General features: G+C 57.9%; 22 protein-coding genes. 11 read left to right on the plus strand and 11 right to left on the minus strand.

What is annotated here, in order from left to right:
* Nucleotides 1–18: 18 nt before the first annotated feature.
* The gene (locus ASB66_RS20065) at nt 19–1,017 is read left to right on the plus strand and encodes an ABC transporter ATP-binding protein (RefSeq protein ID WP_060720031.1); all 999 of its coding nucleotides are present in this window, start codon (nt 19–21) and stop codon (nt 1,015–1,017) included.
* A 169-nt stretch (nt 1,018–1,186) separates the two neighbouring features.
* Here ASB66_RS20065 and ASB66_RS20070 read toward each other — a convergent pair whose 3' ends face one another.
* The 8 genes from ASB66_RS20070 to ASB66_RS20105 all read right to left on the minus strand — a co-directional run bounded on the left by ASB66_RS20070 (nt 1,187) and on the right by ASB66_RS20105 (nt 10,908).
* Entirely contained in the window at nt 1,187–2,824 is a 1,638-nt protein-coding gene (locus tag ASB66_RS20070) for an acyltransferase (protein ID WP_060720032.1), read from the minus strand.
* Between the two features lie 5 nt (nt 2,825–2,829).
* Nucleotides 2,830–4,677 carry a DUF2264 domain-containing protein gene (locus tag ASB66_RS20075; protein WP_060720033.1) on the minus strand — a complete coding sequence of 616 codons (1,848 nt, stop codon included), beginning with the start codon at nt 4,675–4,677 and terminating at the stop codon, nt 2,830–2,832.
* Between the two features lie 74 nt (nt 4,678–4,751).
* Nucleotides 4,752–5,978 (minus strand): ABC transporter substrate-binding protein, encoded by a 1,227-nt coding sequence (locus ASB66_RS20080; protein ID WP_411910113.1) that lies wholly within the window; start codon nt 5,976–5,978, stop codon nt 4,752–4,754.
* 103 nt (nt 5,979–6,081) lie between these two features.
* Complete coding sequence (locus tag ASB66_RS20085) at nt 6,082–6,792, minus strand: DUF624 domain-containing protein (RefSeq protein ID WP_060720035.1); 711 nt, start codon at nt 6,790–6,792, stop codon at nt 6,082–6,084.
* A gap of 12 nt (nt 6,793–6,804) precedes the next feature.
* Complete coding sequence (locus ASB66_RS20090; RefSeq protein ID WP_060720036.1) at nt 6,805–7,914, minus strand: ABC transporter ATP-binding protein; 1,110 nt, start codon at nt 7,912–7,914, stop codon at nt 6,805–6,807.
* 14 nt (nt 7,915–7,928) lie between these two features.
* Nucleotides 7,929–9,101 (minus strand): glycoside hydrolase family 88 protein, encoded by a 1,173-nt coding sequence (locus tag ASB66_RS20095; protein WP_060720037.1) that lies wholly within the window; start codon nt 9,099–9,101, stop codon nt 7,929–7,931.
* Between the two features lie 4 nt (nt 9,102–9,105).
* Entirely contained in the window at nt 9,106–9,942 is an 837-nt protein-coding gene (locus tag ASB66_RS20100) for a carbohydrate ABC transporter permease (RefSeq protein ID WP_060720038.1), read from the minus strand.
* Between the two features lie 3 nt (nt 9,943–9,945).
* Nucleotides 9,946–10,908 carry a carbohydrate ABC transporter permease gene (locus tag ASB66_RS20105; RefSeq protein WP_060720039.1) on the minus strand — a complete coding sequence of 321 codons (963 nt, stop codon included), beginning with the start codon at nt 10,906–10,908 and terminating at the stop codon, nt 9,946–9,948.
* A gap of 212 nt (nt 10,909–11,120) precedes the next feature.
* Here ASB66_RS20105 and ASB66_RS20110 point away from each other — a divergent pair, with 212 nt between their 5' ends.
* Together ASB66_RS20110 and ASB66_RS20115 are read left to right on the plus strand one after the other, a co-directional pair.
* Nucleotides 11,121–12,926 (plus strand): heparinase II/III domain-containing protein, encoded by a 1,806-nt coding sequence (locus ASB66_RS20110; protein WP_060720040.1) that lies wholly within the window; start codon nt 11,121–11,123, stop codon nt 12,924–12,926.
* A gap of 10 nt (nt 12,927–12,936) precedes the next feature.
* A complete protein-coding gene (locus ASB66_RS20115; protein WP_060720041.1) occupies nt 12,937–13,722 on the plus strand; it encodes a hypothetical protein in 786 nt (261 codons plus the stop codon).
* 4 nt (nt 13,723–13,726) lie between these two features.
* Here ASB66_RS20115 and ASB66_RS20120 read toward each other — a convergent pair whose 3' ends face one another.
* From ASB66_RS20120 to ASB66_RS20130, 3 genes are all read right to left on the minus strand, one after another.
* Entirely contained in the window at nt 13,727–14,488 is a 762-nt protein-coding gene (locus ASB66_RS20120; RefSeq protein WP_060720042.1) for a FadR/GntR family transcriptional regulator, read from the minus strand.
* A gap of 110 nt (nt 14,489–14,598) precedes the next feature.
* Nucleotides 14,599–14,856 (minus strand): WGR domain-containing protein, encoded by a 258-nt coding sequence (locus tag ASB66_RS20125; RefSeq protein ID WP_060720043.1) that lies wholly within the window; start codon nt 14,854–14,856, stop codon nt 14,599–14,601.
* A 108-nt stretch (nt 14,857–14,964) separates the two neighbouring features.
* On the minus strand, nt 14,965–15,405 hold the full coding sequence (locus tag ASB66_RS20130; RefSeq protein WP_060720044.1) for an RbsD/FucU family protein: 441 nt from the start codon (nt 15,403–15,405) through the stop codon (nt 14,965–14,967).
* 360 nt (nt 15,406–15,765) lie between these two features.
* Here ASB66_RS20130 and ASB66_RS20135 point away from each other — a divergent pair, with 360 nt between their 5' ends.
* From ASB66_RS20135 to ASB66_RS20170, 8 genes are all read left to right on the plus strand, one after another.
* On the plus strand, nt 15,766–16,827 hold the full coding sequence (locus ASB66_RS20135; protein WP_060720110.1) for an ABC transporter ATP-binding protein: 1,062 nt from the start codon (nt 15,766–15,768) through the stop codon (nt 16,825–16,827).
* Between the two features lie 99 nt (nt 16,828–16,926).
* The gene (locus ASB66_RS20140) at nt 16,927–18,588 is read left to right on the plus strand and encodes an ABC transporter substrate-binding protein (RefSeq protein ID WP_060720045.1); all 1,662 of its coding nucleotides are present in this window, start codon (nt 16,927–16,929) and stop codon (nt 18,586–18,588) included.
* Nucleotides 18,589–18,728: 140 nt separating this feature from the next.
* Entirely contained in the window at nt 18,729–19,838 is a 1,110-nt protein-coding gene (locus ASB66_RS20145; RefSeq protein WP_060720111.1) for a carbohydrate ABC transporter permease, read from the plus strand.
* 70 nt (nt 19,839–19,908) lie between these two features.
* A complete protein-coding gene (locus ASB66_RS20150) occupies nt 19,909–20,769 on the plus strand; it encodes a carbohydrate ABC transporter permease (protein WP_234613951.1) in 861 nt (286 codons plus the stop codon).
* A 42-nt stretch (nt 20,770–20,811) separates the two neighbouring features.
* A complete protein-coding gene (locus ASB66_RS20155) occupies nt 20,812–21,267 on the plus strand; it encodes an RbsD/FucU family protein (protein ID WP_060720047.1) in 456 nt (151 codons plus the stop codon).
* Nucleotides 21,268–21,277: 10 nt separating this feature from the next.
* The gene (locus ASB66_RS20160) at nt 21,278–22,216 is read left to right on the plus strand and encodes a ribokinase (protein ID WP_070166129.1); all 939 of its coding nucleotides are present in this window, start codon (nt 21,278–21,280) and stop codon (nt 22,214–22,216) included.
* Between the two features lie 103 nt (nt 22,217–22,319).
* Nucleotides 22,320–23,300 carry a sugar phosphate isomerase/epimerase family protein gene (locus ASB66_RS20165; protein WP_114386893.1) on the plus strand — a complete coding sequence of 327 codons (981 nt, stop codon included), beginning with the start codon at nt 22,320–22,322 and terminating at the stop codon, nt 23,298–23,300.
* A 100-nt stretch (nt 23,301–23,400) separates the two neighbouring features.
* Nucleotides 23,401–24,456, plus strand: a complete 1,056-nt coding sequence (locus tag ASB66_RS20170) for a sugar ABC transporter substrate-binding protein (protein ID WP_411910112.1) — start codon at nt 23,401–23,403, stop codon at nt 24,454–24,456.
* Nucleotides 24,457–24,502 lie beyond the last annotated feature (46 nt).

The following is a 24,502-nucleotide window of genomic DNA, read 5'->3' on the forward strand; positions in this document are numbered from 1 at the left end:
TTTGTCTGGGAGGAAATCATGGCTGTGGTGCGGATTGAAAATTTACGCAAGCATTACGGGGCCTTGGAGGTCATCCACGGTGTGGATCTCGAAGTCGGGAACGGGGAGTTCCTGGCGCTGGTTGGACCATCCGGTTGCGGAAAATCAACATTCCTACGGATGATTGCAGGTTTGGAAGAGGTATCCGGCGGCGATATTTTTATTGATGGTACTCGCATCAATGACTTGAGCCCACGCGAGCGCGACATTGCCATGGTGTTTCAAAATTATGCGCTCTATCCGCATATGACCGTAGCCGAGAACATGGGTTTTGCCCTCAAGCTCGCAGGGCATTCTGCGGCAGACATCAACACCCGCGTGGCAAAGGCGTCCGAGGTCCTGGGTCTTGAACCATATCTTAAACGCAAGCCCGCAGCTCTTTCAGGCGGGCAGCGTCAGCGCGTTGCTATGGGCAGGGCCATTGTCCGCGACCCCAAGGTTTTTCTGTTCGATGAACCTCTCTCCAATCTCGATGCCAAACTGCGGGTGCAAATGCGCTCGGAAATACGGGAATTACAGAAAAGATTAAAAGCAACAACCGTTTACGTCACCCATGATCAGGTGGAAGCCATGACCATGGCCGACAAAATTGCGGTGTTCAACAAGGGCGTCCTTGAGCAATTGGGCACGCCGCTGGAGCTTTATCACAGGCCAGCCAATCTGTTTGTTGCTGCCTTCATTGGTTCGCCACAAATGAACCTCGTGTCGGGGGAGGCAGCCCAACGAGACGGAGCAACAACCATTGGCATCCGTCCAGAGCATTTCGTGTTGTCAGAGGACCAGGACGCCTGGAGCGGTGCAGTTGTGGCTGCGGAATGCCTTGGAAGCGATACCTTTATCACCATCGACTCTGCCCTGTATGGAAAGCTGCTCATACGCACCAGCGGCAGCTACGAGCCAAGGATCGGTGAAACCATCAGCGCTAAGCCGATGGACGGATGCCTTCACCGGTTCGATGAGGCGGGAAGGTCAATATAGAAGGAAAACATAGAGGCCTTATCGCGACACTTTGCGCGGTTACCCGAATATGGCAGGCCTTTCGAGATCATACGCCCCGGGAGGCCACTTCAAATTACGTAGAAAATGACATAATCGACATCTCGCAGCAAAGAGGTTGGCGAGGGGAGTAGCGTTTGAAAATGCTGTCTCACCCTTGATACCGATGAATACCTCGTGGCTTGAATGACAGACTGCTGGAGAGGTTCAGGAGTTCGGCTGAAAGCCAACAGGTCGTGAGCCACATTTCAGTTCCCTGCAACCCGGGCCGATGACCGTCTGCGAACGGAAAGCCTTGCCCGCTTTGCCACCGTGTAGACAGTTGCAGAATGATGCCGGTTGCGATTTCCATCGCCTCGTCGCGGCGATGAGGTGTCTGCTTCAGGCAAAGGAGCAGCGGGTGGATCGTGTCGAGCAGATTGCAGGCATTGAAGCCTTGTCCACGAAATCCGTCATGAGCCCGGTAATTGGCGATCACGGAATCGATGGCGGCATCCGGATAAGGAACCGGTATGCCAAATTGCGCATGAGCGCCGCGCGTCAGCCGGTAAAAACCATTGACCGGCTGCAACAGTCCTTCCTCCGGTGTCTCAGTACCCCAAAGGCCGGATGCTGGATTGCAGTTGAGGCTTAGCCAGCCAAACAAACTGTGCCGGTTGGCTCCTGCGTCAAAATAGCGACCGTTGAAATGCAAGGCGGTTGCAATGGCATCGACGGTCGCGCCGCAATGCCAGGCGCGTGTTTGCCAGGGCAGCTCATCCAGCCATTGCACGAGATCACCTGCACTCATGCGTTCGATGAACCGGAAGAGGTGAGGTGGCGCTGATCCCAGGCACTCAAGACCGTATCCAACGGCCAAAACATTGTACAAGGCAATCGGATCGTGATGCAGAGGCTGTTGTGCTGCACGATAAGGGTCCGGGAAAAGCCCAGTTTCTGGGTCCTGAATGGCTTGCAGGCGGGCTATGGTGGCATCGACATCGAACATCGAGCCGATATCACCGAAGGCTGCGGCAATTTCGATGGCGTCGCAGAGATGGCGGACGCTGGTAACGGGTTTGCCGCTTGCATCCGGCGCGCTGTAATCATCTCCGATACGATATCGCTCCACCACCGCTCGCCAATCAGCCGAAGCGGCAGCATTGATCGCGGCAAGCGCGGCTTCGACCACCACCGTTTTGCGGGGAGATGTCGTGTCTTTGCCACGCATCCGCAGCACGCGGGCCGGTACGCCGCCAGCGATGGCCTGTGGTGTGATGTCTTTCGAGACCACGGCACCAGCAGCGATAATGGCGCCGCTGCCGATCCGGGCGCCATCCAGAATGACTGCATTGGCGCCGATCCAGACATCATCGCCGATCTCGATGCCAAGCGATGTCAACGGCTGGCGATAGATCGGCGTTTCGAGATCGTCGAAGCCATGATTGAAGCCGACAATGCTGACATGAGAGGCAATTCGCACATCATCTCCCACCCGCACCCGGCCAGAGATGCAGGCATAGGCATTGATCGAAACGTTTTCACCAAGCTCGATATCGCCCCGCACCAGCGCGTGACCGGCAATCCAGGAGCCCGCACCCATCACCAGCCTGTCGGTATGGATTTCAGCCTTTTCCGCCACATAAACACCCGGCGAAAATGTTGCGCCGGCATAGGTCTGGAGCTGGCGAAGCCGGGCCTGATGGGCCACGCTCTCGATATCCTGCCCGTTCCGTTCCCAGGTGAGGATATTGAGCCGCTGGCGGCGCAAGGATGCCGCTTCCTCGTTGGCGTGGTTATCCCTGCTCATGACGCTTAGCCAATATCGAAGGCCGCGACACGGCGTCCAGCGTCTCGAAACTGCTGCTCCAACACCTCGAGATCAGGGCAAGTAGGCGGAGTGGCAAGCGCCTCGTCTGCGTCATGTCCCAGCGGCAGGGCGAAGGCTGCCGTCACCAGCACGGTTCGGCCCGGTTCGAGTGTGCCACGCAATTGCGGCAGGTTGGTTTTCGCCCATAAAAGATTGGTATTGGCAATCGACACATGGGCGCGGCCGATGCGGTGGTGGTCGGATAGATCGACAATGGCGCTGATGTCCGTTTGCCCGAACCAGACCGCGCGGCCAGCGCTTTCTTCCATACGGTCGCGGCTGAAGTCGGCGCGGGGAATGGCAAAACCGCCTTCGCTGGTCATCAGGCGGCGCGGCGTTGCGATCCGATGGATGCGGATATGCCAGGGATTTCGTGGCACGAGCCAGGTTTCGACAGTCACATCCGCCCAGGGCTTCCACCGGGAATAGAGTCTGTCATCGGCAATCATCGCCTCTTCAAGCGTCTCGCGCATCCTAAAATGCACGCCATCATCCGACAGCCCCAGCATGCCATCAAAACTGGCCGCATCGAAATGGCGATCATTGGCCTCGATATTAAAGGTATAGCGGGTCGAATAGACGAATTTGGCGTATTTCTCGTTGGAGCCGCGCATCTTGTCATGTTCCTGGCCGGAGGCGAGAATGACGACATTGCCCGGCGTGTGCATGGCCACCATGCCCGGCTTTTCGAGCGGCACAGGCGCATTGAAGGACGGCGCATCGGCTTCCTGCGCCAGCCAGAACGGGTGATCGGCGGGCAGGGCCAGCGGGAGAAAGAATTTCAGCGCCCAATAGGGCGAGCCGGGCGAATTATAGCTCTCACTCATCAGCAAATTGGGATAGCCGTAGCCGACAGACAGCACACCGTCGCGGTCGGCAATCGGCAATGCCGACCACCAGCGGATATGGCGCATGTAATAGCCCTTGATCTCAACCCATGGCAGGGCGTCAAGATCTGCAAAGGCAAGCGCGCCCCAGAAACCACCAGCGGCAAAACGGTAGGTCTGGCTGCGCCCAAAAGCGAGTGCAGCACCATCTGGGCCGAACCAGTGACGGATATCCCTGGCAAAGATCGTTGCGCGCTCACGAAGACGGATTTTGCGGGCCTCGTCTTTGCTGGCAAGGACGGCATAAATCAGCCCGTAAAAATGCATGGCAAAAGGAATGTAGTGGTCCACCCGACGCACCGGCCCATCGCGGTACCAGCCATCACCAATATCGAATCCTTCCAGCTCATCGAGATAGGCAATGGTCTTGGTGTGGTCGAATTCTACTCCGACCCGCTCCAGTCCCAGATCGACCAGAACCCGGAAGAATTTCCAATTGTTATCGACGTATTCGCGGTCTCTGGCCTTGAGCAGATAGGCCGAGACGCTGGCCTTCGCGGCATCGTCCAGAGGCTCCCAGATATGCTGCGGCACCATGGCGAGCGCAAAGCCGATGGCAGCAAGCTCCACAAGCCGTTGATTGCGATCAGAGACATCGCCCCAATAGTCTTCGTGCTGCGGATCGGTGCCATGGGCCAGGCCACGCCGGTAAAGATCCCAATGCGGAAAATCGCCGCCGCCCGCCACAAAGGGAGCGATGCCCCAAAGCGGCCGGGCAAAGCATTCGAGATCAGCTGCCGCATGATCGAAGATCGCGCCGGATGCGCCAAGCCTTACCCGTCCACCACCTTGCGAAAAATAGGGCAGGAGCGGCGTGAACAAGTCGAGCAGCGCTTTCGCCATATCATCGCGGCTGCGCAACGGGTTGCCGTAGAGCGGGTTGGCCTGGGCTGGATCGTAAACCACAATCGATATCCATGAATTGATTCAAATGAATTGGCCGCAGGAAGGTGTGAACCTGCGGCCAGACTTGTTGTGGACTATTTGATCGCCTTGACGCCGTCGTTCATCTCCTTCAGGCCATCATCGATAGATGTGTTGTCGGTCATGATCGCGTCATGCACACGGTTCAGCACAACCTCGATCTTTGCCGCATTGGGACTGACCGCCATTTCCAGATAGGATTTGCCGGCTTTCAGCGCCGCCTTGCTGTTTTCGTCCTGTGGGAAGCCGGGCAGCGAGGTGATCTTGGTGCTGACATCGTCGGTGCGCACTGCGGGCAAAGTTCCCGTGTCGGCAATGATTGCCGCACCTTCAGGTCCCGTCACGAACTTGATGAAGTCGAGCGCCACGTCCTTGTGGGCTGAGTTGTTATTGACCGAAAGGGCCGCAATCTGCGCCGCCGTTGTGCCGGCGGCAACGCCATCCGGGTGCGGGAACTTGACGATGCCCCAGTTCTTGCTCTTGGATTCGCCGGACTTTACCTTGGCGATCTGGGTGCCGATAAACCAGGTACCCATCGGCAGCATGCCGACCGTCCCGTTGAAGAACAGTGCCGAATAGTGGGTATTGGAGGTTTTGAGCGATGCATAGGACGGGATTGCCCCTTCCTTTTGAAGCTTCAGCGCCCGCGCGTACCAGGGCTTCAGAAAGGCGTAATCGCCACCGACCAGCGTGTGCTGACCATCCATGATGCCTGGAAGCTGGACGGTGGAACGCCATGTGTGCAGCAATGCGCCATAGGTCTTATTGACCCCCATGCCGCCCTTCAGCTTGCCCGCGATCTCATCGAATTGCGCCCAGGTCATGTCATTGGTCGGGTAGGAAACGCCTGCCTTGTCGAAGATGTCCTTGTTGTAATAGACCACCCAGAAGTCGGAGCGGAAGGGCAGGGCATAGACCTTGCCGTCGATGCTCAGCTCCTCGATAAGCCCGCCATATCCAGCTTTGTCGATCTTCTGCTCGGTCATGAAGCCGGAGAGATCGCCGATAGAGTTGGCCCGCACCAGGGTTGCGTAACCCGGCACGTCCTTGATGGTGACGACATCGATATCCTTGGCGCCACCGGTCAGTTGGGTAGCGATCATCTGCGTGTAGTCTTGCGAACCGAGATCCACCGGCTCGAATTTCACATTCGGATGCTTGGCCTGATAAGCTTCGATCAGCGGCTTGTAATAGGCCACCTTGTCCCAGTCCCACAGCGCCCATTTCAGGGTGATGGGGGCTGCCGATTGTGCGAACGCCCCTCCTGCCATGGCGGTGGCCATTCCCAGTGCCGCAGTGGCAATGGTCAGCGATATCCCAAATGTCTGCCTGTACATTCTGTTCTCCTCCCTGAGTGTCTTGTTGAAAGCGCCTCCCAGCGGCTTTCTATGAAATTTCTGTCGTTCGATACGAAGTATCTTGCTCAGCCAGAACCAGCGCGGCTGCCCGATGCGCGGCGAATGAAATGGCGAACATTCCAAGTGAAAAATTGATCATTGCCGGCATGAAGACGGAAACCGGGTAGAGCAGCACATGCACGAGCCAGAGGGCCGCAACAAACACCAGCGCCGCCACCGTCGGCAAGGGCCGCAGAAGCGTTGCCAGCGCCGATAGCCGCAGGATCTCCAGGGTGGCGCGCTTGCTCATCACCGTAAGCACAATGAAATGCGCCGACCACACGCCAACAAAACCGGTAGAGACAAGGCTGACAGCCAGGGGACCCGCGTAGATCAGGCTGTCAGGCGCTTGAGCGCCATAGGTTGTAATTGCGCAAAAGCCGATCCAGAGCGCGAGAACTGTTGCCAGGCCCCATCCCGTTGCCACGGCGACATAGCGACGAAAGGCTTCGGCAAAATCACGAAACAGGTAGACATTGCGGTCCTCCACCATGGAGCGACAAATACTGGTGGTGGCGAAGAGGGCCGCGGGCAGGGTGACGATGGGCAGCGCGGCGACCAGAAACAGAAGGTTGAGCTTGACCAGTTCCCACCATTCGCGCCCGATGATCTCGCAAAACAACGCAAGGCCGGTGCGCTTCGGCGCATCCTTGGCGATGCCCTTTCCCTCTTTTGTCCAGATGGCCTCCAACCATTGCATGGTATTGTCCTGTCAATAGAGGATCGACCGCTCGGTTTGCGGGTCAAACAATTGCGCATTGGTCATGTCGGCGGTGAGGCGCACCTGCTCACCGAGTTTGGCCTTGAAGCGCGGCGACACGCGAGCGACGATCGAGCGTCCGGCGACGACGAGATTGAGATGCACTTCCGAGCCCATCGGTTCTGCCAGTTCAACGACAGCCTCAAAGGATGCCGTATTGGCAGGGTCGATATCGCCCGGTGCCAGCTCATGAAAATTTTCAGGCCGTATGCCCAGAACGATGTCGCGGTCCAGATAGGGCGCGATGCGGCTCTGATCGAATGTCATCGGCAAGGGCAGGGCATGATCGTTGAAAACGGCGACGAAACCATCCCCCTGGCGCCGGATGGTCGAGGGGAGCATGTTCATCTGCGGCGCACCGATAAAGCCCGCCACGAACATGTTTATCGGATGGTCATAGAGCCGCTGCGGCGTATCGACCTGCTGGATATGGCCATCCTTCATGACAACGATGCGGTCGGCCATGGTCATGGCTTCCACCTGGTCATGGGTGACATAGATGAAGGTGGCGTTCAGCCGCTTGTGCAGCTTGGATATTTCGGCGCGCATCGTGCCGCGCAGCTTGGCATCGAGGTTGGACAGCGGCTCGTCTAGCAGAAACACTTCCGGATTGCGCACCATAGCACGGCCCAGAGCCACACGCTGGCGTTGGCCACCCGACAGCGCCTTGGGCTTGCGGTTCAACAGATGGGTGATGTCGAGGATCTTTGCCGCTTCCTGCACTTTTGTCTCGATCACATCGCGCGGCGCTTTCCGCAACTCAAGCCCGAACGCCATGTTCTTGTAGACAGTCATATGCGGGTAGAGCGCGTAATTCTGGAAGACCATGGCAATGTCGCGATCCTTCGACGGCACGTCATTCATCAGGTCCTCGCCGATCAGCAATTGCCCGCCGGAGATTTCCTCCAGCCCCGCGATCATTCTGAGCGTGGTGGATTTGCCGCAGCCGGACGGCCCGACGAGGATGATGAATTCCTTGTCGGCGATCTCAAGGTCGATATCGTGCACTACTTTCAGTGCGCCGAAGGACTTATTGAGCTTTTTTAGCGAAATGCTTGCCATTTACCCCTCACGCATCACCAATAGGAAGACCAGTTGCGCGACAGGCGCGTCAAAGCTTCCATGTAATAGTAGTCACCCCAGGACACGCACTCATCAACACCTTCGCCGCGGCAGGTGTTGTGGGGAGTCTTTTTCGAGTAGGTGCCATGCAGGACAAGCCCGTTGGAAACGGACGGGTCCTTAACGGCATAGCGATCGGCCAGACTTTTCATCATCCGCCGGGCCAGATCGCGGTAGCGTGCGGCGTCCACGTCTTCCACGAGATCGGCCATTTCCAGAAGGCCGCAAGCGACGATGGAGGCGGACGAACTGTCACGCGGCTCACCATCCCCTGCCGAAAAGATCAGGTCCCAGACCGGCACGAGATCGTCCGGAAGCCGTTGCAGATAAAAGCCCAGCAACCGCTCAAAAGCGTCGCGGTATTCGGCAATGCGCTCGTAGCGATAGGACAGGGCCATGCCCGCGATGCCCCAGGCCTGTCCGCGTGCCCAGAAACTGTCGTCGCTATAGCCTTGCTTGGTTACGCCGCGTACCGGAGCACCCGTTACCGGGTCCATGTAGAAGGTGTGATAGGTGGAGCAGTCCTCCCGCACCGAATGGGCAAGCGTGGTGCGCGCATGGGAGAGCGCAATCTCGCGGTATTTTTCATCCCCTGTTTCGCCAGTCGCCCAATAGAGCAGCGGCAGGTTCAACAGGCAGTCGATAATATAGCGGTATTCGTTTGGGTTGCCCTTGGCGCCCCAGGCCTGGATGAATTGCCCAATGGGCTGGTAGCGCTCGATTAACTGGTCGGCGGCCAGGAGTGCCGCCTTGCGTCCATCCTCGTCGCCCACCAGTTTCCAGGCGGCAATGCAGGAGGGCGAATAGAGAAACCCCATATCGTGATGGTCAGTGGCAATGCGGTTTTCGATACGATGCAGAAAGCTTTGCACCTGGATCTGGGCCGCATAGCGAAACAGTTTGTCGCCGCTATGCTCATAAGCAAGCCAGATTTCGCCGGGCCAGAAGCCCGCCGTCCATTGGTCGTTGGCCACCGCCGGATACCGGTTGCAGACGCTGGAATGGTTCTGCGCCGCATAGGTGAAGTCAGGCAGATTGCGTCGCACCTGGGCGACCGCGATGTCGAGCGCCATGGTCACCTGTTGATCGGTGATTGGCTGTGGCGCGTTGGAAAACATGGCATTCATGACATCACCCCTTCAGCCCGGTCGATGCGACGCCTTCGACGAAGAAGCGCTGCAAAGCGAGAAAGACGACGAGCACGGGGATGAGCGCGACGACGGACGCCGCCATGATCAGCCCGTATTCGGCGGAATATTGCGATATGAACATCCGAAGCCCGATCTGGATGGTCTTCAGTTCGGTCTTGGTGAGATAGATCATCGGCCCCAGAAAATCGTTCCAGGTGGTGACGAAGGTGAAGATCGTCAGCGTCGATAGCGCTGGTTTCGACAGCGGCAGCATGATCTTCGCCCAGATCTGGTACTCGTTCATGCCGTCAATCCGGGCGGCTTCGCAGAGTTCCGTCGGGATCGACATATAGAACTGCCGCATCAGGAAGACGCCGAAGGCTGTAAAGGCTTGAAGGCAGATCAGCGCCAGATGGGTGTTGTTCAGCCCGAATTCGCGCATCAGCAGGAATTGCGGCACCATATAGACCTGCCAAGGCATAGCGATGGTGGCGATATAGCCGAGAAACATCGTGTTCTTGAAAGGAAAATGCAGTTTGGCGAAGGCATAGGCCGCAAAACTCGACGTCAACAATTGCAAAAGCGTGACGATGATCGTCAGCTTCGAGGTGTTGTAGATGAACAGCGCCAGCGGAATCTTCGTCCAGATATCGACATAGTTCTGCCAGCGCGGATGGGCCGGTATCCATTCGATCGGGAAGACGAAGACGTCGCGGTCGAGCTTCAGCGAGGCCGACAGCATCCAGGCAAACGGCAGCAACATGATGATGGTGACGGCGATGACCGTTGCGTAAATGGCAAGTGTCGAAACCCTGATCCTGCGTCCGGCAATCCGCATGGCTCAATCCTCCCTCTGGCGGCGGAACTGGATGACGGTGACCGCCAGAACCAGGAAGAACAGCACCAGGGCAATCATGCTGGAATAGCCGAGATCCCAGGAAATGAAGGCTTCGTTATAGATATGATAGACCAGCACGAGGGTCGAGGTTCCAGGCCCGCCCTGGGTAATCATATAGACCTGATCGAACACCTTGAAGGACTGGATCGTCAGCATGACCGTGACGAAAAACGTCGTCGGGGCCAGCTGCGGCAGGGTGACATGCCGGAATTTCTGCCAGCCATTGGCGCCATCGAGACCGGCTGCCTCGTATAATTCGGCATTGATGCCCTGTAGCCCGGCCAGATAGATGACCATGTAATAGCCCATGCTCTTCCAGATACCGAACAGGATGACGGTGACCATCGCCCAATGCCGGTCGGCGGCCCAGCCCGGCATGTCGTTGGGATCGAGGCCGAGCGTGTAGAGCAGCATGTTGACCGGCCCCATTTCGGGGTTGAACAGCATGTTCCAGACAACGGCGACCGCGACCAGTGACGCAACATAGGGAAAGAACATCGCGGTGCGGAAGAAATCGCGACCACGGATTTTCTGGTTGAGCAGGATGGCGAGACCAAGCGCGCAGGCAAGCGTCGCAGGCACCGAGACAACAGTATAGATGACCGTGTTCCAAAACGCGGAGATAAAGGCCTTGTCGTCAAACAGCCGCCAGAAATTATCGAGCCCAGCAAAAGTGATCGGGTTTGAGCCGTCCCAATGCATGAAAGCCAGCGCAAAGGCAAAGAGGATGGGGCCGAGCGTAAAGACGGCAAAGCCTAGGAAATTTGGGGCAATGAAAGAATAGGCAATCAACGCATTTTCGATCCGCCGCCGGTGTCTGGACACGATCCGCACCCGGCGCTTCGAACTCGCACCTTTGCCGTTCTCGGCGCTGCCGCCAGATAGAACCGGACTGATGACCGTCATCAGCTTTCCTCCCGCACGAAGCCTTATCGTGCCATGCTCAAGCGTTCCATGCGGGTCTGCCTGTCGGCTGCACCCGTCTCCCGATCACTGCATAGCATAGATCGGTTATTGGTCAAACAACTTCCAATAACATCAGACAAATTTACTGGAAAGGTGAAAATAGGTATGATAGCAGGGGATCGTTAGACGGCGAGGAAGGGAAGGTGGACACCATGTTCAGCGAGCAAATCGGCAGCTTGCCGTCCCACCTTGCCGATTTCCAACCGGTCGCAGGTGTCGACGTCCATGCACTGCTGCAACGATTGGGCGCCGAACATCTCACCGCGCTGCAAGCCGCAGGCCGCACCGCGCTGGAGGCTGAATGGCCGCAAATCCTTGCCTCTCATTACCGTGACTATACCCAGACAGGAAACCGCTCGCGCTTCGAAGACCTGTATTTTCGCCGCCGCCTGAGGCTGAACGATCTGGTTCTGGCGGAATGCGCCGAGGATACAGGCGAGGGCGGAGGCGACTTCATCGACGCCATTATCGATGGTGTGATCCTGATCTGTGAGGAAAGCGGATGGCAATTGCCAGCGCATAACGCTTATGGACGAGGCGGTCCGCGCCAGCCCTTGCCCGATCCTGATGACCCTGTGGTCGATCTCTTCGCAGCCGAAACGGCGGCGAACCTGGCAACCCTGGTTTGGCTGCTGAGACCGACCCTTGCGCAACGCGATCCGCGCCTGCCTGCCCGCATAGAGCAGGAGATCCTCCGCCGTATCATCACCCCTTATCTTACCCGGCATTTCTGGTGGATGGGGCAGGGAAACGAGCGGATGAACAACTGGACCGCCTGGATCACCCAGAACGTCCTGATCGCCACCTTTTCCCTGCCCACCAGCCAGGAGATCCGCCGCGCAGTGCTGGTCAAGGCGCTGGGCAGTCTCGATGCCTTTCTCAAGGACTATGCCGAGGACGGGGCCTGCGAGGAAGGCGTGCTCTATTATCGCCATGCCGCTCTCTGTTTGTTTGGCGCCATGACCGTGCTGGATCAGGTCGTGCCGGACCTGTGCCGTCCGCTTTGGCAAACAGCCAAGATCCGCAACATGGCGGAATACATCCTCAACATGCATGTGTCTGGACGGCATTATTTCAATTTTGCCGATTCATCCGCAGTTCTGGAGCCCTGTAGCATCCGGGAATATCTGTTCGGCGACGCGGTCGGATCGAAAAGGCTGATGGGTTTTGCTGCTGCCGATATCCGGCAATCCGCCGATCCGCTGCTGTCGAAGGAGTGGAACCTCTGGTACCGGCTGACGGCAGCGACACGGTTGCCGGATGTTATACCCGCGCCCGCAAAGCCGGCGGCAAAAGGTGATATTTTCTACCCCGGCACCGGGCTTTTCATTGCCCGCGACAGCCGTTTCGATCTGGCGGTGAAGGGCGGACACAACGGCGAAAGCCATAATCATAACGATGTCGGCAGCCTGACGCTTTATAAGAACGGACAACCATTTCTCATCGATGTCGGCGTCGAAACCTATACGGCCAAAACCTTCTCCCCGCAGCGGTATGAGATCTGGACGATGCAGTCGGCCTACCACAATCTTCCAGCTTTTGCAGGCGTGATGCAGCAGGAGGGGCCGGAATGTGCCGCACGCGATGTAAAGACCGCTTTCGAGGTAGCGGAGGCACGCATTTCGCTGGAACTGGCCGCAGCTTACCCGAAGGAAGCAGCACTGCGCTCTTATCGCCGCAGCGTCCGACTCATTCGCGGCAGCCATATCGAGGTTATCGATGAGCATGACGGCGACAAGCCTGCCGTTCTGTCACTGATGACCTGCATTGCGCCACATATGGAAGCAGGGAAGCTGATCCTGAATGGTCTCGGTGAAATCAGTGTGAGCGGTGCGGCAGAGCCTATCATCGAGGTCATCGACATTGAAGATCCCCGGCTACGGCAGGCATGGCCAGCAAAAGTTTTCCGCACGCTGCTGCCGTTTGAGACATCGCGCTTATCGCTGACGATTACTTGAGGAGGTGAGGATGAGAGTGACACTCACGGTGATGGATGCTGCGGGCCGAAATCTGGCGCAGAGCAGTGCAGACCAAGACGCCTTTCTGGTCTATCGCCAGCCCTACCGTGACGGCGACCAGCTATTGGTTGACGTGTCAGAGCCCGGTCATATCCGTCTGGCGCTCGATGCCGCCATGACCCCGGCCATCCTCTATTTGCCGCAGGGCCGTTTCAGTTTTTCCATCCCGTTCGGCGCCAGAAAGATCGCTTATCCGCCCCATGCCTTTTGCGGAAATTTGCACCGGCTTTACGCTGCGAAGGCGAGGCCGGAAGAGATGGCGGCACAGAGAAACCTTGCCTTCAATCCCCTGGACGACAACGCCAATTCTCAAGCTTTTCCGCATGTGGAGGCCAATGTCGAAACACGCGGGGAGGCGGCCTTCGCAGTTCGCAATGTCATCGACGGTGAGCGAGCCAATAGCAATCACGGCTTCTGGCCGTTCACCAGTTGGGGGATCAACAGGGACCCGCAGGCTGCCCTGACCCTGTTTTTTGGCCGCCCGGTCACGCTCTGTGAAGTGGTTCTCACTCTGCGGGCTGATTTCCCGCACGATGCCTGGTGGGAAAGCGCAGTCCTGAGCTTTTCGGGTGGAGAAGAAACGCGGTTGGCGCTGGTCAAATCCTCTGCCGCCCAGTGTTTTAACCTGCCCGAAACGCGCACCGAATGGGTTCGGCTGCACAGTCTGGTGAAAGCCGACGATCCATCGCCGTTTCCGGCGCTGACCCAGATCGAGGCGTGGGGGACGGAGGCCTGAAAGTTCAGGCCTCGCTGCCGATGCCGCGCAGATCACGGAGCAGATCACGGTAGCGCAACTGGCTGCCGCGCAGATGATCCTGCATGGCGGCGCGGGCGGCTTTTTCGTCGCCGTCGGAAATCGCCACGACCACAGCCTGATGTTCCCTGTGAATGAGGCGGCGATAGGCCGTTTGCTCAGCCGCCCGGTTTTCCGCGACCACTTTGGACTGAGGGATGGCGGATGCTCCATGCATCTCAAGAAATTGCGTAAACAGCGGATTATTGGTGGCAGCAGCAATCGCCATATGCAGGGCCAGGTCGGCCTCTCGAATGGAACGGTCGGCCTCGATACAGGCCAGCAATTTTGCATGGCAGTCGAAAATCGCTTCCTCCTGCGCTGGCGAACGACGCAGTGCGGCAAGCCCGGCAGCCTCAATCTCCAGCGGCGTGCGGATCTCCAAAACCTCAAGATCTGAGGACAGCCGGGCGCGATCCAGCTTTGACGGGTTGGCGCGTGATTGATGATGATTGAGGACAAAAATGCCAGCCCCTTGGCGCACCTCCACCAGCCCATCATACCGCAGGCCGGTGACTGCCTCACGGATGACGGTTCGGCTGACGCCATGGGCCTCGGTCAGTTCCATCTCGCTGGGAAGCCGATCGCCCGGCGCATAGTCCCCGCCAAGGATAGCCTTGCGAAGGCTTTCGCTGACCTGTGCGACCAGGGAGCCAGCGCCCTTGGCGCGTGTTTTCACTTGTCCGGTCACACCATCCACCACTTCCATGCCCTACCGCTGAAGGCAGAGCTCTTTTCGTCTCTCTAGGAGGAATATGTATGATGAATCGTACTCAAATTCAACTGCTCTGTAAAAAAGCATGAAGATGTCTGATGTCTTCAAGATAGATGACCCGCGTCCTGGTAACCTCGTTTTCTTTTCGTCCGCTCCAGGCGCGAAAGCACCCGTTGGGCATCCTCCTTTCGATCAAAAGTCTCGATCAGGGTCTGGCCTGTTGTACCAATCCTACCCCAGTTGCGGATCACCGACGCGCCGCCGAACAGGGTCGGTTGCAGTGCGAGCGTGTAAAAGCGGCGCATGTTCTGCGACGGATCAATACGGCGAAGCTGGACCGGGCTGTTGTTCTCTTTCTCCATGGCCAGAGTCTGGCGTGGTTCTATGCAAGCGTCCAACGAGTTATCTGAATCGATCCAGCCTGATCGATTCACGCCTCTGATAGGTCATTCTGCCTTGGCGCCTTTATATCAAACGACGCCCTTACTGAAGATAAAACATCCATAGGGACCGGGATCGGAGGTTCTGACGATCGCAAAGGATGCCTTTGCCTCAGCGTAAAATGCGAAACGTTCCAGGGCGTCGATCTTGACCGGCCGTCCTTCCGATTGGTCCACCACACGTTGGATGGTTGAAAAGATTGGCATCTGCCCACCGGGATCGCCAACCACCTGCATTCTCTTCACCGGCGCGTCCACAAAGGTATCGAGGGGGAAAAGCGTCAGGATCGCCGCCGTGGCAACCTCCAGGCCGCAACCCGACAGATTGATGAGCTTGCCATAGGTCGTGTGCTTGGCAATCGTCTCTGCCGGATGGTTGATATCGCAGAGCACCAATTGGTCGCCGTGGCCCATCAGCATCAAGGCATGCAGCAATTCAGCGTTCAAAACCGGATCTATTCCCTTCAGCATTGACCTGCCTTCCCTTTGTTGTCGTGAATTTCTTCACGATTTGACATTTTTTTGTGATGTTTCCCGATGCGGCGATGCTTAAACAGGGCAACACGAGGGGCGTATTCACCGCAATTCATAGTTCAACGTCGCCAAAACTCCCGTTTCGACTGCACTTTGGTGAGCATCGAAAATATTTGAGTGAAACGCAATAACGGACTTTACCAAAATAAAAGATTGTGTGAAGTTCTCGGCGCAGACGGCGTCTTTCCGGACGTAAGGACTGTGGCGGTGAGAGGGAGGTCTCCAACCGTTACGGTTTTCCGGAAAACCGCTTAAACGGCGTGCGCAATGCACGCTGTCCTGGGAGGAGAACTGCTTTTGGCATCGATGAATATCGTCAATGTCGGCAAGGCCTACGGTAGCTTGACGGTTATCCATGGCGTTTCCGTCGAAATCCCTGATGGTGAATTCGTTGTTCTTGTCGGCCCATCGGGATGCGGCAAGTCCACGTTGTTGCGCATGGTTGCCGGGTTGGAGCCGATCACCTTTGGCGATGTCGTCATCGACGGAAAGGTCGTCAACGACCTGCCGCCGAAGGATCGCGATATCGCCATGGTCTTTCAGAGCTATGCGCTTTATCCGCACAAGACCGTGGCGGAGAATATGGGCTTTGCGCTGAAGATGCGTGGTGAGACCAAGTCCTTCATTGACGAGCGCGTTCGCAAGGCAGCGGAAATTCTCGATCTGGTCCCCTATCTGGCCCGCTATCCCCGTCAGCTTTCCGGCGGGCAGCGGCAACGGGTGGCGATGGGCCGGGCGATTGTCCGGGATCCGAAGGTTTTCCTGTTCGACGAACCTTTGTCCAATCTCGACGCCAAATTGCGGGTCCAGATGCGGGCCGAAATCAAGGAATTGCAACGCCGTCTGGCGACGACGATGATTTATGTGACCCATGATCAGGTCGAAGCCATGACCATGGCGGACCGTATCGTCGTGTTGCGGGATGGTCGCGTCGAGCAGATCGGCTCCCCGCTAACGCTTTACGATGCGCCAGCCAACATGTTCGTGGCCGGTTTTATCGGTTCGCCGTCGATGAACCTGATCAAGGGGCATATCCGGGCATCAACAACACCATTTTTCGAGACCGAAGAGGGCATCCGGCTTCCCTTGAATTCAGCTCCCGCAGGGTCTGACGGGCGAGCGGCTTTCTACGGCATTCGGCCTGAACATTTTGTGCTTGGTGGCGATGTCACCGCCAACGTCACCGTGCTGGAATCGACCGGAACGGAGACCCAGGTCTTCGCCCGGCTTGGCCAGCAAAAGGTTATCGGCGTGTTTCGCGAGCGTTTGACAGAGCCATCCGGCCAAGTGATCGCCATGACCCCGAACCCGGCCATGGTCCATCTGTTCGACGGTGAAACGGGGCTGCGGTTGGAATAGAGTTTGTGAGGGAAACGCGAGAATCTGCTTTCGCCCGTCCATGGGAGGGGACATGTGGAAGCAGTTACTTGACATAGGCGAACAAGGGAGGAGACAGACATGAAAGTCAGCGAATACGAGAGAATGATGGCGATAGGCCTGAGCCGTCGCGCCATCCTGAAGACCGGTGCAAGTCTTGGGGCTGTGGCGGCGGCTGGCGGGTTGCTGGGCAATGCCGGAACGGCACTTGCCGATGAGGCGTCCCTGCGCACCCAGATTCTGCAAATACCCGGCGTTGGAAAGGGCTCTCCCACCGATGCCGATTGGCAGAAGGTCGGCGAGCTGTGCCTGGAGGCCACAAAGAAGACCGTCAAGAAGGGAGAGTTCGCTGGCGTCGAACTGTCCTTCATGGGCCTCAACAATCAGAATCTGCACAATGTGCTGTTTCGCGGCTTCCTAAAGCCCTGGGAGGACTATACCGGCGCCAAGATCACCTGGATCGACCTGGCCCAGGCTGATTACAACCCTCGTCTTCAACAGGCGATTGCCACCGGCACGGTGGATTTCGACCTTCTGGAAATGGGCGCGCCGTTTGAGGGTGATGTCTGCGGCAAGGGTCTTGCCTCGGAAATGCCGGACTGGGTGAAGGCCCAGATCGATATGGATGATTACGTCGATTACCTTAAGGCCCCGGTCGGCACCTGGGGTGGCAAGGTCTACCGCGTCTCGGTGGATGGCGATTGCCACAACTTCAACTATCGCAAGGATTATTTCACCGACGCCGATCTCGCCAAGGCCTGGAAAGCCGAAGGCCATGCGGGCGAATGGGGCGTGCCGAAAACCTGGCAGCAGGTGCAGGAAGCCACCAAGTTCCTTAAGGGCAAGAAAATCGCCGGCGCCGATGCCATTGGCTATCTCGACGCGCCAAAGGCCTGGGGCGGCTTTGGGTTCTATTTCCTCGGCAGCCGCGCGACGGCCTATGCCAAGCACCCGGCTGACAAGGCCTGGCTTTTCGACATCGATACAATGAAGCCGCGCATCAATAATCCGGCCTGGGTGCGCGCTATACAGGACGTGGTCGATGCACTGCCTTCAGAAGCCGGTGACCAGCTGAACGCCGATCCGGGCACCACGGCGTTCCAGCAGTTTCTGGCTGGAACCGGCTCCATGGTCTCCTGGTGGGGTGATGTCGGGCAGAGCGCCCAGACCAGCGACAGTTCGGTGGTCGGCGATACCATCGCCTTCGACATTCTTCCCGGCTCTGACGATGTCTATAATGCCAAGACCGGAAAGTGGGAAACGCTGGCGAGCGGGCCGAACTATGCGCCCAACATGGCCTATCTGGGCTGGGGCGTTTACGTCATGGCCCGTGTCGACAAGGACGAGAAGAAAAAGAAGGCAGCCTGGAGTGCGGCGGCCCATCTCGGTGGCAAGGATCTCGCCTTGTGGACGGCGGCCTATCCCTCCGGCTTCCAGTGCTATCGCAAGAGCCAGTTCGATATCAAGGAATGGGTGGCCGCGGGCTATGAGGAAGCGTTCATCAGCAATTATCTCGCCTCCCAGTCGAAGTCCTACAACCATCCGAACGCTGCCATCGAACCGCGTATTCCCGGTATTTTCCAATATTACAGCGTGGCGGAAGACGAATTGGCAAAGGTGTTTGCGGGCAGGGTGAAGCCCCAGGAAGGCGCCGACGCCATTGCGGCGGCCTGGGAAAAACTCACCGATCAGCTTGGCCGCGACAAGCAAATATCGCTCTACAAGGCCTCGCTCGGCGTTTGAGCCATACAAGTGGCGGGAAACTGCCGCTGGTATTTCTATACGGCGTCAGGCGGCTTTCCAATGTCGCCTGACCTTTTTTGACCGCCTAAAGCCACTTTTGGCCACGGTTTATGCAGGGCATTATGCCCAAGGGTTTGCTTATGTCCGACACGACCATGCCTGTCATTCGTCCGACCGAAAGGGTATCACTGCGGCAAACCGGCGCCCGGCGTGGCCGCCTGCTGCTGGCGGCGGCCACCGTGCTGCTGCTTGGCGTGCTCGTTCTGCAAATTCTCGATGTAGCGGGGGTGACATCGCTTGGTCTCGTCAGCTGGCGTCCCTTGCTCTATGCCTATATCGTCTGGGCTGTGGCTCTGTGCGCCGCGCAGATCATGATCCGTGGCGAGGGCGGCCAGCGGGCCGTGTTCGTTCTACCGGCGGTGCTGTTTACGGTCGCCATGGTGGTGTTTCCCACGGTGTTCGGCCTCTACATTGCCTTCACCGACTGGAACCTCAGCGCTGCCGCAGGGCGGCGCTTCAACGGCATCGATAACCTGCGCGCGCTGTTTGCCGATTTTTATTTCTGGAATGCGCTGTTGAACATGGTCTATTATGTTCTGGCGGTTCTGGTGCAATATGCCATTGCCTTTGGCCTCGCGCTGCTTTTGAACGCCGAGATCAAGGCGCGGAAATTCTTTCGGGTTGCCTTCCTGCTGCCGCTGATGTTGAGCCCGGTTGCCGTCAGCTGGATGATTGGCAAATCCCTGATGGAATATCGCTTCGGCCCGGCGGCAACACTCGCCCGACATCTCGGATGGGACAACCCCGCCTTTTTCTCGACCCCGTGGCTCGCCCGTCTCTCGCTGATGGCCATGGATGCCTGGGTGTCGATCCCCTTCATGATGATCCTGCTTCTGGCCGGGTTACAGGCCTTGCCAACGGAGATCAAGGAGGCAGCAAAAGTCGATGGCGCTTCCGGCTGGCAAAGCTTCAAGGAAATCACCTTTCCGCTGATGCTGCCCGTCAGCGTCACCGTGATTATCCTGAGGATCATTTTCCAGCTGAAACTTGCCGATATCGTCATCAATGTCACAGCAGGCGGACCGGGCGGCGCGACAGATACGGTCTCCAGCTTCATCTTCCGGGAATATCGCGACCGCTCGAATGTCGGCTACGGCACCATGCTGGCCGAGTTTTATCTCGTCATCATCATCATCTTCGTCTCGCTCATCCTGAAGGTGACGAGCCGCTGGCTGCAACGTTCCAACTGAGGGTTAGACCATGGCAACCAATCTCACCCGCCAGAGCGGCCCTGAAACCAGGTTTCGCCGCCCTCACTTCATGACGGGCAGCCTGCTGATTTATGCGGCGCTGGTGTTCTGGGCCTTTATCTCGCTGTTTCCGATCTACTGGACCATCACCACCTCGTTCAAGACCGCGGTCAATGTCACCCAGGGCCACCTCATTCCCTTCGTGGATTTTACGCCGGACTGGAAGGGCTGGCGATCGCTTGGACTTTCGCCGGATACGATATTCGTGGCCTCGACGGTGCGCGACGAATTCATGCGGCGGTTCTTCAACAGCGTCGTCGCCTCAGCCGGAGCCTCGTTTCTGGCTGTGGTGATCGGATCGCTGGCGGCCTATGGCCTCAGCCGGTTTTCCTACAAATTCCTCTGGTTGCGCAACAAGGACATCTCGTTCTTCTTCCTCTCCCAGTTGATCCTGCCGCCCGTCGTTCTCGCCATGCCGTTTCTGGTGCTCTATAAACACCTGATGCTGCTGGATACCCTGACCGGTCTCGTCCTGGTCTACACGCTGATGGTTCTGCCCATCGTCATCTGGATCATGCGGGACCAGTTCGACACGATCCCCGTCGAACTTGAGCAGGCAGCACTGGTCGATGGCTGTTCGATCTGGGGCGCGTTTATGCGGATCGTCCTGCCTATCGCCCTGCCGGGAATGGTGGCCGCCTTCATCCTTTCGGTCATTCTCTGCTGGAACGAATATTTCTTCGCAGCGCTGCTGACCAGTTCGAACGCCAAGACGCTGCCCGTCATGGTGGCCAGCCAGACCGGCTCGCAAGGGATCAATTGGTGGTCCATGGCCGCTATCGCCACCGCCGCCATCATGCCGCTCGTTCTGGTCGGGATTTTCCTGGAGCGCTATATCGTCAAGGGCCTGACCGCCGGTGCAGTCAAATAGGCCATCCATCGCAGTAACATCGGTTAAAACAAGGAATGTCCCATGCTGAAAAATCTTCATCCCGCCCTGAATGCTGACGTGCTGCATGCGCTGCGATCCATGGGACATGGCGATACGCTTGTGATTTCCGACACCAATTTCCCCAGCGATAGCGTGGCGCGCCAGACCGTGCTGGGTCGTCCGCTGTCCATGGCCAATCTTTCATCGGCCGAGGCCGTGCGTGTCCTGCTGTCGGTTTTGCCGCTCGATACACCCTTGCAAAATTCGGCAGGCCGCATGGAAGTCATGGGTGCGCCGGACGACATCCAGCCGGTGCAACGCGAGGTGCAAGTGGAAATCGACCGCGCTGAGGGCAAGCCGTCGCCGATGTACGGCATTGAGCGGTTTGCATTCTACGATCTTGCAAAGAAGGCCTATTGTGTGATTTCGACCGGGGAAACCCGCTTCTACGGCTGCTTCCTGTTCACCAAGGGCGTGATCCCACCCGCCACGGTATAAGGAGACCAGCATGGGCAAGGGCGTTTCGATACTCGGAATCTTTGTCGCCGATACCGCTTATCTTGCAGCACGGCTGCCGGTCGTTGGTGAGACGATCACCGGCAGCGGCTTTTCCGTCGGTCCAGGCGGCAAGGGCTCCAACCAGGCGGTGGCGGCAGCAAGGGCCGGGGCAGGAGCCGGGGAGGCCGCGAACGTCTCCTTCATCTCAAAGATCGGCCGAGACACGTTCGGTGATCTGGCGTTGAAGACCTATGCGCATGCCGGTGTCCTGCCGAAACTGACAGTTATGGACAACCAGCCGACCGGTGCTGCCTTCATCTATGTCAACGACAAGACCGGCGACAATGCCATCATTGTCTATCCCGGTGCTGCTGGAACCATTACCATTGAGGATGTCGAGGCGGCGCGGCAAACCATCGAGACCAGCGCGATTTTCGTGACGCAACTGGAGCAGCCCGCCGAGGCGGCCCACCACGGGCTGATGATCGCCCGTAAGGCTGGCGTCACCACCATTTTCAACCCTGCGCCCGCCGAGCCGTTTCCAGAGGCGATCTATCCGCTGTGCGACTATATCATTCCCAACGAAACCGAAGCCGCCGCATTGGTTGGTTTTCCGCTCGATACGATCGATGATGCGAAGCGGGCTGGGGATGTGCTTCTGGAGCGCGGTGTCGGTACTGCTATCATCACGCTGGGCAGCAGAGGCGTGTTGTTTCATAGCCCCGATTGTTCGGTCGCGGTTCCGGCCATTGCAGCCGGGCCTGTCATCGATACGACCGGGGCAGGGGACGCCTTCGTTGGCGGTTTTGCGGCAGCCCTTGCCGATGGGTTTACTCCGCTCGACGCGGTCCGGTTTGGATGTGCGACAGCCGGCATCGCCGTGACCCGCCGGGGAACCGCGCCCGCCATGCCGGAGCGCAGCGAAATCGAGGCATTGCTGCGCCGCTGAGATCGGCTCCAGGCAATTCGCTGGGGTTTGTGGCATTTTTTACTTTACAAATCACAATTATTTTGTGAAGTATGAAGTGTAGTGATCAAAGTGAGCCAGAGCCGTGACCAAGCTAAAATTTGCAACCCGACTGAATTCCTTTGCCTCCTGCCCGAAGGCAGAATGGCCGGACCTGTCCGGCAAGCCGACCATGCTGCAAATGGCAAAGCGTGCCGCAAAAGTCGATGGGCTGACAGACCTCGACCTTAATTATCCCGATCATGTTGGCGAAGATCCGGCTGTCCTGGCCCGACAAATTGGTGATATGGGACTGGCAATCAACGGGTTCGCCATGCGCTATTACACCAACCCCGCCTTTAAGATCGGCGCATTCACCAATCCGGACCCGGCTGTCCGGCGGGAAGCCATCGATCTCACCAAGGCCGGGATCGATGCGGCCCGCGCCGCAGGCAGCCAATTGATGACGCTCTGGCTTGGTCAGGACGGGTTCGACTATGCCTTCCAGGCCGACTATCACAGGCTGTGGCAACACGAAATTGACGGAATCCGTGAAGTTTGCGCCCATGATCCGGATTGCCAAATCAGCATTGAGTACAAGCCGAATGAGCCTCGCTCCTACAGCCTGATGCCGGATGCAGCAACCACCTTGCTGGCCATCAGGGACGTCGATATGCCCAATCTCGGCGTGACGCTGGACTTTGCCCACGTGCTCTACGCCGATGAGCAGCCAGCCTTTGCCGCTGCCTTGATTGCCCGCCATAGCCGTGTTCTCGGCGTTCATCTCAACGACGGCTATGCCAAGCGCGACGATGGCCTGATGGTAGGCGCGGTCCATACCCAGCAGACCATTGAGCTTCTGCGCCAGATCCGCAAGGACGGCTATGACGGCGCCATCTACTTCGACACGTTCCCGGACATGACGGGTCTAGATCCCGTCCATGAATGCGAGGTCAATATCCAGACCGTCAAGCGCATGTTGCGGATTGTCGATCGCCTCGATCAAGACAATCGTTTGTCGGGTGCCATCGACCGTCAGGATGCCGTGTCCGCGCAGGCCATCGTGCAGGAACTGATGCTGGGCTAAGACCCGACACTCCAAATACCAGAAGATTTCAAGCCTTTGTAACCAAAGGCACGCCAGAGGCGTGCCTGATGATACCACCTGGGAGGAACCAATGAAGACCATGATAAAAATGTCGCTTGCCACAGGCCTTGCTGCCAGCTTCCTGTTCAGCGCAGCCTTTGCGCAGCAGCTTGCCCCGCTCAATTCCGACACTGAAAAAGACCGCATGGACTGGTCGCAGCTGGAAGCAAAATTCGGCCCCTTTCCGAAGCTTCCCGACGGCACCAAGGCGGGCGCTGTTTCAAAGACATTGACCAACGAATACTGGCGGTCACTCGGTGAGGGCTATGCGGCGTTCGGCAAGGCGAAGAATGTTCCGGTCGCCTATCAGGCGGCGCAAAGCGAAGGCGACCAGCTTGGCCAGCTGACGATTGCCGAGGGGATGATCACCCAGGGCTATAACGTCCTGCTGGTGTCGCCACAGACGGATTCCAATCTTCAGCCGGTGATCGAACAGGCCAAGGCGGCCAATATTCCTGTTGTTGACGTCAATGATGCCGTAATCCCGCAAGCCGAGCACTATGTCGGCAATGTTCAGCGCGACAACGGCGTGCGCGTCGCCAAGTGGTTCATCACCAATCGTCCGCAGGGCGGCAAGGTGGCGATTATTGAGGGCCAGGCCGGCGTTTATGCCGCTGTTCAGCGTACCGACGGCTTCAAATCCACCATCGGCGAAAACAGCAAGTTTAAGGTCGTCGCCAGCGTTCCCGGCAATTGGGACCGCCAGACGTCTTACGATGCAGCAACCAACATCCTCAACCAGCATCCAGACCTTATCGGCTTCTATGCCAACAATGACGGCATGGCGCTGGGTGTAGTCGAAGCCGTCAAGGCGGCAGGGCTTGCGGGCAAGGTCGCTGTTTTCGGCACCGACGGTATTTCGGATGCCTATACCTCGATCAAGGCTGGTGAACTGACCGGGACCGTCGACAGCTTTCCGGTTCTAACAGGTGAGGTGGCCATGGAAACAGCCCTTCGGCTCGTTGCAGGCCAGAAGCTGCCGCGCGTTGTCGCAACACCTCAGGCGCTGATCACCGCCGACAACCTCGCCCGCTACCAGGGCAAGGGCGTCGATCTACGCGCTGTGCTGATGGAAGATGCCAAGGCGGCCAAATAATCGAGGCTAGAGCATCAGACCGAAAGTTAAGAACCGGCTTTTGGAT

This window comes from Gillisella vitis (assembly GCF_001541345.2).
GTDB lineage: Bacteria > Pseudomonadota > Alphaproteobacteria > Rhizobiales > Rhizobiaceae > Allorhizobium > Allorhizobium vitis.